We start from the raw sequence: 11139 nt of genomic DNA, 5'->3' as shown, positions 1-11139 counted from the left end.
AACACTATCAGTAAGTTGGAGTCATTACCTTCTTTGCCGCCGGACATTGTCCGGCGCAACACCAAACCGGTCTGGCGGGCTGAGCCAATCCCGCAGGCAAATTCAGCCCTTACCGGATGGCTCAGCCCCCTACTCATTGGAATTGGATATTCAACTTTCAGGGGCTACTGCGCCAGACTTCAGTCTTTAAAGTGATTGACTTAGCGCCTGGCACACTCAATTTATTTAGGTAGCGGGCCTAATTGCACCCCATCAGGATAATACTTCCAGCCATCGCGAATTTTGACATTTTCATCCCACGGAAGTTTGTATTCGCCATTGGCAAGATCGCGCACCCAGGTCAGGTAATTCTCGCGTTCGCCTCCCGGTTTGCCGACATAGCCCCGGCAGCCAAGGTTGAAAATATTGTTTTCCAACGCCCAGTTTTCACGCGCTTTATCCACCAGGCACGGGAACAGCTCTGCGGTAACAATTTCCCATGGGTTGCGGTGCCCCTGCTGAATGACGTTACCGTCATAATTGCAGACCGTACCCTCTCCGAAGTAATAAAAGACATCGTCATAACCGGCCAGATTCACCGAAACGGTATACATCAGGTTTTGCCAGGCATTCGTCCGGTTGGTCCAGATCCACTGATCGTTCACCTGCGTGGAATAGCCCGAAATACGGATATAGACATTGCAGCCTTTATAAGCAGCCTCACGCGCCAGTTCCGGGAACATGCCGTCATGGCATATGCAGACGGCGAGTTTAGAACCTTTAGGCCCATCGCATACCGGCATTCCCATATTTCCCGGCATCCAGGGCTCAATCGGAACCCATGGTTGCAGCTTGCGGTAATGCAGAGCGATATCGCCTCGATCGTTAATGATAATAGCGGTGTTGTACGGTGGAAGAGACGGGTCTTCATTGCGTTCCATTAAGGAAAATACCCCCCAGATGCCGTTGCGGATACAGGCCTCTTTGAACTGACCAATCTCCGGGCTATCGAGAGTGAGTAACATCTCGTCATAGGTCCAGATTTTAGTATTCAGTCCCTGGGTTGAATATTCCGGGAAGACGATAACATCAAGTCCCGGATATCCGGCTTTGGTGGAGTCAACGGCCTTACAAATCTTATCGACCTGTATCTGGATATCCTCCGGTCCTTTAATAACGGGAACGGGGTATTGGATGGCGGCAATTAATAACGCTTCATCCCAGGAGCTTACACTTCCGGTGCTACCCATAGCAGACCTCTCGTAGTTAAGTTGGTGATATAAATTTAAACCGACAGATATGACGCAATTTGTTCTTCATCAGCACCAGAACGCGCCTGTTGATGAACAATATTGCCTTTCTCAATAACAACAATTTTATCTGACACATCGAGTACAAAGCTTAAAACCTGCTCGGAAACTAATATGGTCAACCCTTCTGCATCACGAATCTTATGTAATATTTTTGCCATTTCTTTAATAATTGACGGTTGAATTCCCTCCGTTGGTTCATCCAGCAAAAGTAATTTGGGTTTACCGGCGAGAGCTCTGGCCATAACGAGCTGCTGCTGCTGACCACCGGAAAGATTTCCCGCCATCCGTTTGCGCATTTCTTTCAGCACAGGGAAATAGTCATACAGGTATTCAGGAACCTGTAACGAACGGGATTGGCGAATCCCCGTTTTTATATTTTCTTCAACCGTCATGGTTGAAAATACCATTCGCCCCTGCGGGACAAAGCCAATGCCATGCTGAACGCGCTGGTAACTAAGCAAGCCGGTAATATTTGTACCGGCAAACTCTAACTCACCGGCACAGGACGGTATCATACCAATCAGTGATTTCATCAGCGTGGTTTTACCCATACCATTGCGCCCTACCAGAGCGACGATTTCACCCTCTGCTAACGTCAGATTCAGTCCACTGATGACCTGGCTCTGACCATATGCGACAGCATAATCAGAAATTTTCAGCATCCGTGTCTCCTTAATGACCAAGATAAACGTCAATAACCCGAGGGTCGTTTTTGACTTTATTGATGCTACCTTCCGACAATACTTTTCCCTGGTGCATGACGGTGACATGATCGGCAATGTCTTCGACGAACTGCATGTCGTGTTCAATCACCAGTACAGAACGTCCCCCGGCAATTTTGCGCAGGAGCTGCGCGGTTTTTTGGCGTTCGGCGACAGACATGCCTGCCACGGGTTCGTCCAGCATCATGAGCTTAGGATCTTGTATTAGTAGCATCCCTATTTCTAACCACTGCTTTTGCCCATGGCTGAGAAGGTCAGCCTGCGTATGTAGGTAATCGGCAAGGAAAATTTCGCCAGCAACCTGTTCGACCGCAGCGATTATTTCTGGCGTGCGACGAAAGAACATGGCGCCCAACGCGGTTCTGGCTTTGGGATAAGATAACTCGAGATTTTCAAATACCGTTAAGTTCTCATAGATTGATGGATTCTGGAATTTACGCCCAACCCCTTCATGAACAATTTTATTTTCCCGAAGTTTACTCAGTTCCTTATTGCGAAATTTGATGCTGCCGCTGGTTAGCTTTGTTTTCCCGCAAATGAGATCAAGCACTGTTGTCTTACCCGCGCCATTTGGGCCAATAATAACGTAAATCTGCCCCTCATCGATGTACATTGAAAAATCATCGACGGCTTTGAAGCCATTAAATGAAACGGTTAATCCCTCTACCGCTAAAATTATTTCTTTTATCGGATTTTTCATTTCAGCACTCCGGTGTTTACTCTGGGTTTGGTCATACTCTTTTTGCGCAGCAGCGACATCACGATCGGGTGAATATATTGCTGATAAAGCCCTGCCAGTCCTTTCGGGAAAATCAGCACGACGGCAATAAAGAGCAGGCCCATGGCAATCGTCCAGAGTTCAGGAAAAGACTCGGAAATACTGCTCTTGGCGGCATTGACGATAAGGGCGCCATATACTGCCCCCAGCAAAGAACCTCGCCCGCCCACGGCACAGAAAACGACCATTTCAATTGAAGCAACAGTGCCAATAAACCCTGGCGACATGAACCCTACTTGCAGAGTGAACATCGCGCCACCGATCGCCGAAAACAGAGCGCTAATGCAGAAAACCACCGTTTTGATATTCGCGACATCATAACCAGAGAAACGAACGCGGTCTTCCTTATCGCGAATGGCAACCATCAGTCGGCCGAGCTTGCTATTCACAATAAAATAGCCCGCGCTCACAACCAGCATCAGTAAAACAGCATTAATAAAGTAGAGGATATAGCGTGCAGAATCAGTACGGATATCCCAACCTAAAAGCGTGCGTAAATCCGTGATGCCGTTAATTCCCCCGGTGTAACCCTGTTGTCCGATAATAAGAATCGTCAGGATCGCGGAGATAGCCTGGGTGATAATAGCGAAGTACACCCCGCCAACGCGGCGTTTAAACATTGCGCTGCCGAGAATCCATGCGCAAATAGTGGGCACGATTAAAATAGCCAGAATTGTCAGACTAAAAGAATGGAATGGCTGCCAGAACGAGGGCAAAGCGGTTAGCTGATTCCAGTCCATAAAATCCGGGATGCCCGGGGTGGTTTGCATTTTTGTTTCCGCTGGCGAGGAAGCTTCCAGCTTGAGAAACATGGCCATACAATAACCGCCGAGGCCAAAAAAGATGCCCTGCCCCAGGCTCAGAATACCGCTGTAGCCCCAACAAAGTACCAGCCCGACGGCAACAAATGCATAAGTCAGGTATTTACCGATCAGGTTTAAACGGAAAAGATCCAGGGTTAGCGGCATGACGATAAAAATAAGGCCTATCACCAGGGCAATACCCAGTAGCGGATAATTTTGCATGCGTTTCATCATAAACTCCTAGAGGCGGACCCGGTTGGCGAAAAGACCTTGCGGACGCAATAGCAGAATGCCGACCACGATCAGTAGCGTAATCACCTTCGCCATTGAACCGCTCAGGAAAAACTCCAGCGTGGATTGCGATTGTGAAATGGCAAATGCGGAGGCGAGCGTGCCGAGCAAACTTTGCGCGCCGCCAAACACCACCACCAGGAAGGTGTCAACGATATACTGCTGGCCAGCCGTTGGACCTGTTGAGCCGATCATGGTAAAGGCGCTTCCGGCGATCCCGGCGATGCCGCACCCAAGTGCGAAGGTTCGACTATCGACCTGAGCCGTATTAATACCCACCGCGCTGGCCATCTGGCGGTTAAGTACCACCGCGCGGACTTTTATTCCCCAGGCGGAGAAATAAATCAGCCAGGCCGTAAAAGCGGTAATAACTACGGTCAGCAGCAGAACAAATACCCCATTAACAGGAATATCAATATTGTCGGCAAACTGATACGACCCCATTAGCCATGAAGGTAAGTCAACGCCGACTTCGCGGGGACCAAATAGCGAACGATAGCACTGCTGTAGAATCAGGCTCAGACCCCATGTCGCCAGCAGCGTGTCGAGGGGGCGTTTATACAGATGCCGTATCAGGATTTTCTCAACGAGCGTACCCAGCAAGGCGGTACACAGGAAAGCAAGGGCAATGGCAACAAAGAAGTAGATGCCGAAGATTGAAGGCAGATAAGCGCTGAAAAACTTACCGGTCAACCATGTGACATAAGCACCCAGGATCATGAACTCGCCATGAGCCATATTAATCACGCCCATCTGGCCAAAAATAATAGCGAGTCCAAGCGACATCAGAACAAACACGGCGAACAGGCTGAGCCCCGAAAACCCCTGCATGACAAAAATGGAAGCCAAATCGGCGAAGTTATAATCGCTGAACATGGAAGTATCCTCGGTGAAGTCAAAGACCCCCCACGCTATATGGGGGGAAGCGTCGGTTAGTCTTTCGGGAATGGGTTCGGTTCGATAAGTTCTGGCGTCTGATAAATCACGTCGTACTGCCCATCCGCACGAGCGCGACCGATAACCGTTTTGGACCACAGATGATGGTTATCATGGATGCGTACATACCCTTCCGGCGCATCTTTGAACTCAATACCGGGCGAGGCCTTACGAATTTTGTCCACGTCGAACGAGCCAGCTTTCTCAACCGCCGCTTTCCATAACCATGGGCCAAGATAGGCCGCCTGAGTGACATCGCCGATAACCATGTCATTACCCCAGCGCTTTTTAAATGCGGCGACAAAGCTTTTATTTTCCGGATTATCCATACTCTGGAAATACTTCATCGAGGCATAGGCGCCGACGATATTTTCGCCGCCAATACCGCGGATCTCATCTTCCGTGACGGAGATGGTCAGCAGCAGCGGTTTCTCCTGCGTCATATCGATCCCCGCCGCCTTCAATTGCTTATAGAAGGCCACATTCGAACCGCCGACAACAATGGCATAGATAACATCAGGCTTCTTGAGTTTTATTTTGTTAATAACCGAATTGAACTGCGTATTACCGAGTGGGTAATAATCTTCGCCAACGACTTTCAGCCCCAGCTTTTCAATATGGTGACGGGCGATTTTGTTTGCAGTACGCGGCCAAATATAATCAGAGCCAAGCAGGTAGAAGGTTTTTGCATGTTTATTTTTAACTACCCAATCAATGCCGGAGATTATCTGTTGAGTAGCTTCCTGTCCGGTATAAATAACGTTTGGCGATTGCTCAAGCCCTTCGTAAAAGGTTGGGTAATAGAGCATGCCGTTATATTGCTCAAGTACCGGCAGCATGGCTTTGCGGGAAGCCGAAGTCCAGCCACCGAAGATAGCGGCGACCTTATCACTGACCAGTAACTTACGCGCTTTTTCTGCAAAGGTCGGCCAGTCGCTGGCCCCGTCTTCCTGTACATATTCAATTTTTCTCCCCAGTACCCCTCCGGCAGCGTTAATCTGCTCAATAGCCAGCTTTTCAGCCTGAATCGAGCCGGTTTCACTGATGGCCATCGTGCCTGTGGATGAATGCAGTATCCCGACCTTGACGCTATTGTCGGTGACCGCCAGGCCCGTGGTATTAACCACTGACGTCGCCGGGGCGGCGATGGCCGTATTAGCTGCCATCATCAGGCCGGCAATCGCCAAAAGTTTCGCTTTGAGGCACGCCTGGTGAAACCGGCCTGGGCTCGGGATTTTCATATTGCTATGTGGCTGGGGTAAATCACGAATGTTCATGGTAGCCCTCATAATCGTTATGGTTCATCTCAACTGGGGCTATCATGCGAGAGAGTCCAGCAATCCAACAATGCGCGAGGTAACGCAGCGGCTACGTCATTTAACGTATTGGTTAATTCTCATAATCAAGACATGCTCACGTGCGCGATAACAAGAAAATACTAAGACGCGCCTGTGGTTAAGTTCAGCATTTTTATCATTTCAGGAGCAGTGAATGACCGTTCAGCAAAAGGCGTTTAAATCGCGCAGACGCTACAACCAGTGGGTGACCAATCAGACTCTCGAGGATTTTGCGCTCCGCTATACGCCGGTCTCGGCACGACGCTGGAGCGCAAAGCGAGTTGTTATGACAGCGCTCAGCGCAATTACCTTTTTGGCGCTTGAAGCCATTGGCGGCGCGCTGACGTTAACCTATGGATTTAATTATGTGGTGGTGGCGGTTATCTTAGTTAGCATTATTATCTTTGCGCTATCAATGCCGATTGCCATTAATGCCGCAAAAAACGGCCTGGATATTGATTTGCTGACCCGCGGCGCCGGATTTGGCTACCTTGGTTCCACGGTGACCTCGTTAATCTATGCTTCTTTCACCTTTATATTTTTCGCCCTGGAAGCCGCTATTATGGCGATGGCGCTTAATATGCTGTTTGGCCTGCCATTGCACTTTGGTTATCTGATTGGTTCCGTTGTTGTTATTCCCCTCGTCACCTGGGGGTTCACTTTTATTTCCCGTTTTCAGCAGTTCACCCAGTTTTGCTGGCTGGCGCTACAGCTATTACCCTTTATTTTCATTTTAATACGTGAACATCATGTGCTGCAAAACTGGATCGACTTCCCTGGTTTTATTACAGCCCGCGATGGTTCTTTCGATTTCCTTCAGCTCGGCGCCGTCTGTTCCGTACTGCTCTCACTGGTAAGTCAAGTGGGAGAGCAGGTCGATCAGGTTCGTTTTTTACCAAAGCCACAACATCCGGCCCGCTGGAGATGGTATGGCGCAGTAATTGCCGCAGGTCCGGGGTGGGTTGTCATCGGCGCCATCAAGATCCTGCTCGGCTCCTTCCTCGCCGTGCTGGCGTTTAATTACGGACTCGGCGCGGAACTGGCCAGCGAACCCACCCATATGTATCTGGTGGCATTTAGCTATGTCACCCATTCATCATCAACGCTACTGGCATTAACCGGTATTTTTGTGGTGCTCTCCCAGCTCAAAATTAACGTCACCAATGCATATGCCGGCTCGATCGCATGGTCTAATTTTTTCCTGCGCCTGACCCATCGTCATCCAGGGCGCGTCGTGTGGCTGTTTTTTAATGTCGGTATTGCTCTGTTATTGATGGAACTTGGCGTTTATCGCGTATTTGAGGATATCCTGGGCATTTATGCGGTGGCGGCCACATCCTGGCTTGGCAGCGTGGTTGCCGATCTCACGTTAAATAAGTGGCTTAAATTACGACCAGCGGAAATAGAGTTTCGCCGGGCCTATCTCTACGATATCAATCCTGTCGGCATCGGTTCGATGACGCTCGCCATGCTCTGCGGTCTCTCAGCCTGGATGGGATGGCTTGGTCATCCTCTACAGGTTTTTGCCTCAATGTTATCGTTGTGTCTGACGTTTATCACCGCCCCCTTCATCGCCTGGCTGACTCGCGGACGTTACTATTTTTCCCGGACGCCGGTGCAGGTCACGGCAACGGAATGCTGTGTCTGCGGTAATTATTTTGAAAAACCAGAGATGAGCTATTGTCCTTTTTATCAGGGCAGTATTTGCTCACTATGTTGTTCTCTCGATGTCCAGTGCAACGATACTTGCAAACCTCATGCGCGCTATACGGAACAGGCTTCAAAGCTTATCGGGATATTTATTAAAGAAAAATCATTACGCAAAATTGATCCCAGAGTGTGGAGTTTTATCAGCATTTTGCTGTTATTCAGTTCCGTCATCGGTCTGCTTTTGATGCTGGTTTTCGCTCAGATGCGCGATGAATTCGGCAGCGAGCAGGACCTTCTCGCCGCGGCGTTATGGAAAGTTTTTTTTATCCTGCTTATCGTAACCGGCGTCACCACCTGGCTATTTGTCCTGACAAATAAAAGTCGCCAGATTGCGCAAGAGGAATTGCGCCTGCAAAGCGACCGTCTGATGAAAGAAATTATTGCCCATGAAGCGACGGACCGGCAATTGCAGCAGGCAAAGGAAGATGCCGACGATGCTAATCAGGCCAAAAGCCGCTATCTCACCGGCATTACTCATGAACTCAGAACGCCGCTCAATGCGATGCTGGGTTATGCGCAATTACTCGAACGTGCTGATGATATCCCCCCAGCCCGGCAGCGCGGTATCGGTATTATGCGCAGAAGCGGCGAGCATCTGGCTAATCTAATTGAGGGATTACTGGATATTTCGAAAATTGAAGCGGGAAAATTAGAAATATATCGTGAAGAAGTGCGCATTGGCGATTTGGTGCAGCAACTGGTCGCCATGTTTGAACAACAGGCCAGCGATAAAGGACTGACATTTCACTACAACGCCCCACACTGGCTGCCCGAGGCGGTGATGACGGATGAGAAACGCCTCCGGCAAATTCTTATCAATCTGCTTTCTAATGCGGTTAAGTTCACGGACAGAGGCAGTGTAACCCTCGATTTCCAGTATCGTAGCGAGGTGGCGTTTTTCTCGGTTCACGATACCGGCATCGGCATCGCCCCTGAGAACCTGGAACGCATCTTTAAGCCTTTCGAACGCGTATCCGGCGATAGTCGTCGGATCGGGACGGGCCTTGGGCTGACGATTACCCGGCTTCTGACTTATATCATGGGTGGCGATCTCCAGGTGGAAAGCATCCGTGGCGAAGGCACAACGTTTAAACTCACCCTGATGCTGCCAAGCTATAGCGGGGATGCCTACCAACCCGCCGAGCCTGCGGTAATCACCGGATATCCAGGCAAGCGACACACCCTGCTGGTAGTTGACGATGATGAATCCCATCGGCAGCTGATGATGGATTTACTCACGCCCATAGGCTTCACGCTGCTAACAGCCGAAAATGGTCATGTCGCGCTACATTTAGCCCGGCAAAATCATATCGACCTTCTTCTTCTGGATGTTGCAATGCCTGAAATGTCGGGGTGGGAAGTGCTACGTCAGTTACGTAATAAGGGACAATTAGCGCCGGTAATTATGATTTCTGCGGAAGCGGATGAGGGTAAATGCCGCCATTTCACTGGCGAAGGGGAAGTTCGCTACCTGGTTAAACCGCTGCGTTTCCCTTTACTACTGGAGAACATCGGTGAAATATTGCATCTCCAGTGGCGCACGGAATGTCAGCCGCCAAAGCAGCCGGAAATACATGAACCACGCTCGCAGCTTACCCGTGTCCAGATTGAGTCGTTAAAAGAGATGGCCAGATTGGGTTATGTGAGAGGGTTTCGTGAACTGCTGGACAAACATATTTCCGCTAACCAGATCAGCAAAGCCGAGGGCGAAAAATTTGCCGAGTTGCTGAGGCGCTTTCGATTCAAAGAGATAGTCGAGAGTCTTGAACGCCCGGAGGGAGAGAAAAATGGCAATAGCAAAGCCGACGGTACTTATCGTCGATGATGATATCAACACGGTAAGTATGTTGAATGACACGCTTGATGAAGCCGGTTTTACCGTTCTGGTCGCTCTGGAGGGTAATCAAGCCCTTTCGATAACCAGCCAGATAACCCCGGATATCATTCTGCTTGATGCCGTAATGCCGCATCTGGATGGGTTTTCAACCAGTAAGCGCCTGCGGCAAAATCCGGGGCTGCGGCATACCCCGATTATTTTCATGACAGGCCTGAGTGATACGCAGAATATCGTTGATGCATTTGATGCCGGGGTGGTCGATTACGTAATTAAGCCGATACGCACGGAAGAGCTGGTTGTCAGAATGCGTACCCACTTGCGGAACTCAAAATTAACGGTCAGTGCCTATAGCGCGATGGATTCCGTTGGCCAGACCTTATGTGTTTTTAGCAAAGAGGGGCAACTACGCTGGGCCACGCCCAATGCATGGCAACTGATGAAAAACTTCAGCGATACCGGGTATGAACCCAATAAAAAAATAGTAAACCGGATCATCGGTTGGCTGAACAATACGGAAGGTTTAAAAATACCCTTAGATCTTTCATCGCAAGGCATCGCTCTGAAATTCTATCTTTCACGCCGGACCGCTGAAGGAGAAAGTTTGCTACGTATTGAAGAGATCAAAGGACATGAAGAAGTCGAAGCGGTGAAACGCCTGAAAAACAACCTAGGGCTGACGCAACGAGAAGCCGAAGTCCTCCTGTGGATTGCCAGGGGAAAAACAAACCGCGAAATTGGCGATATTTTAAACCTTAGCCCCAGAACCGTGAATAAACACCTTGAAATTGTATTTCCAAAGCTGAGTGTGGACAATCGCACCGCAGCGGCAGCGTTGGCAATAAATTCGCTATATGCCAGGGAGAAAATGTAGCGACAATGAGGCGTATTCGCGCAGACCTGCCCTGACATTTTTATCAGGCAGAACTGGCACCCTCATGTCCACGTCTCCGTCACCTGTGGCGGTATCGATGAGCACGGGAAGTGGAAGAAAATCAGCTTCCGTAAGGATGCCATGCGCGCCCGCTGGATGTGGAATATCCGCCAGCTTCTGCTGAGCGTCTGGTTCGAAGGCGTGGCCCTGCCGCCGTCCCTGTCACATATCACCACCGAATCACAATGGCGCAGTCTGATACTGACGGCCGGAGGCGACTACTGGCACGTCTACATGTCAAAAAAGACGGACGGTGGCAAAAACACCGTGAAATACCTGGGGCGTTACCTGAAAAAGCCGCCGATAGCGGGCTCCCGGCTGGCGCACTACGCCGGAAGTGCCACGCTGAGCTTTCGCTACCACGACCACAACACGGGCGAGCTGGCCACAGAGACGCTGACGCAGAGGGACATCGTGGCGCGCCTGAAACAGCACATCCCGGAGAAGTTCTTCCGTAAGCGTACAGCTAGTGACCTGCTCCCCGTTGATTAGTACACCCCGA

At 50.0% G+C, this 11139-nt stretch carries 8 protein-coding genes and 1 pseudogene; 3 read left to right on the top strand and 6 right to left on the bottom strand.

Annotated elements, in window-relative coordinates:
• Window positions 1-221 precede the first annotated feature (221 nt).
• The 6 genes from HMPREF3140_RS09375 to urtA are packed head-to-tail and all read right to left on the bottom strand — an operon-like array spanning window position 222 to window position 6099.
• Complete coding sequence (locus HMPREF3140_RS09375; protein ID WP_070552946.1) at window positions 222-1229, bottom strand: formamidase; 1008 nt, start codon at window positions 1227-1229, stop codon at window positions 222-224.
• Between the two features lie 35 nt (window positions 1230-1264).
• The gene (urtE, locus tag HMPREF3140_RS09370) at window positions 1265-1954 is read right to left on the bottom strand and encodes an urea ABC transporter ATP-binding subunit UrtE (RefSeq protein WP_070552945.1); all 690 of its coding nucleotides are present in this window, start codon (window positions 1952-1954) and stop codon (window positions 1265-1267) included.
• A 10-nt stretch (window positions 1955-1964) separates the two neighbouring features.
• Window positions 1965-2714, bottom strand: a complete 750-nt coding sequence (gene urtD / locus HMPREF3140_RS09365; RefSeq protein ID WP_004181995.1) for an urea ABC transporter ATP-binding protein UrtD — start codon at window positions 2712-2714, stop codon at window positions 1965-1967.
• Window positions 2711-3829, bottom strand: a complete 1119-nt coding sequence (gene urtC / locus HMPREF3140_RS09360) for an urea ABC transporter permease subunit UrtC (RefSeq protein ID WP_023158619.1) — start codon at window positions 3827-3829, stop codon at window positions 2711-2713. The genes urtD and urtC overlap by 4 nt, the downstream gene beginning before the upstream one ends.
• Before the next feature lie 6 nt (window positions 3830-3835).
• Window positions 3836-4762: an urea ABC transporter permease subunit UrtB gene (urtB, locus tag HMPREF3140_RS09355; protein WP_032435661.1), complete on the bottom strand. Its 927-nt coding sequence runs from the start codon at window positions 4760-4762 to the stop codon at window positions 3836-3838.
• 56 nt (window positions 4763-4818) lie between these two features.
• Complete coding sequence (gene urtA / locus HMPREF3140_RS09350; protein ID WP_004181992.1) at window positions 4819-6099, bottom strand: urea ABC transporter substrate-binding protein; 1281 nt, start codon at window positions 6097-6099, stop codon at window positions 4819-4821.
• A 214-nt stretch (window positions 6100-6313) separates the two neighbouring features.
• Between urtA and HMPREF3140_RS09345 the strand changes: the two genes are divergently transcribed.
• The 3 genes and pseudogenes from HMPREF3140_RS09345 to HMPREF3140_RS29490 form a co-directional block, all read left to right on the top strand.
• Entirely contained in the window at window positions 6314-9694 is a 3381-nt protein-coding gene (locus HMPREF3140_RS09345; protein ID WP_070552944.1) for a hybrid sensor histidine kinase/response regulator, read from the top strand.
• Window positions 9657-10577 carry a response regulator gene (locus tag HMPREF3140_RS29495; RefSeq protein WP_004181990.1) on the top strand — a complete coding sequence of 307 codons (921 nt, stop codon included), beginning with the start codon at window positions 9657-9659 and terminating at the stop codon, window positions 10575-10577. The genes HMPREF3140_RS09345 and HMPREF3140_RS29495 overlap by 38 nt, the downstream gene beginning before the upstream one ends.
• Window positions 10578-10622: 45 nt before the next feature.
• Window positions 10623-11093 (top strand): annotated as a pseudogene (locus HMPREF3140_RS29490) (transposase); the annotation flags it as partial.
• Between the last annotated feature and the right edge of the window lie 46 nt (window positions 11094-11139).

The sequence above is a fragment of the Klebsiella sp. HMSC16A12 genome (genome assembly GCF_001808265.1).
Lineage (GTDB): Bacteria > Pseudomonadota > Gammaproteobacteria > Enterobacterales > Enterobacteriaceae > Klebsiella > Klebsiella pneumoniae.
The sequence above is the reverse complement of the archived record's forward strand: the minus strand, read 5'-3'. Positions and strand labels throughout refer to the sequence as shown.

Coding starts and splice junctions, on each gene's coding strand:
- urtB (WP_032435661.1), bottom strand. CDS start 4,762: ATGTTCAGCGATTATAACTTCGCCGATTTGGCTTCCATTTTTGTCATG.
- urtC (WP_023158619.1), bottom strand. CDS start 3,829: ATGATGAAACGCATGCAAAATTATCCGCTACTGGGTATTGCCCTGGTG.
- urtE (WP_070552945.1), bottom strand. CDS start 1,954: ATGCTGAAAATTTCTGATTATGCTGTCGCATATGGTCAGAGCCAGGTC.
- HMPREF3140_RS29495 (WP_004181990.1), top strand. CDS start 9,657: ATGGCAATAGCAAAGCCGACGGTACTTATCGTCGATGATGATATCAAC.
- HMPREF3140_RS09345 (WP_070552944.1), top strand. CDS start 6,314: ATGACCGTTCAGCAAAAGGCGTTTAAATCGCGCAGACGCTACAACCAG.
- urtD (WP_004181995.1), bottom strand. CDS start 2,714: ATGAAAAATCCGATAAAAGAAATAATTTTAGCGGTAGAGGGATTAACC.
- HMPREF3140_RS09375 (WP_070552946.1), bottom strand. CDS start 1,229: ATGGGTAGCACCGGAAGTGTAAGCTCCTGGGATGAAGCGTTATTAATT.
- urtA (WP_004181992.1), bottom strand. CDS start 6,099: ATGAACATTCGTGATTTACCCCAGCCACATAGCAATATGAAAATCCCG.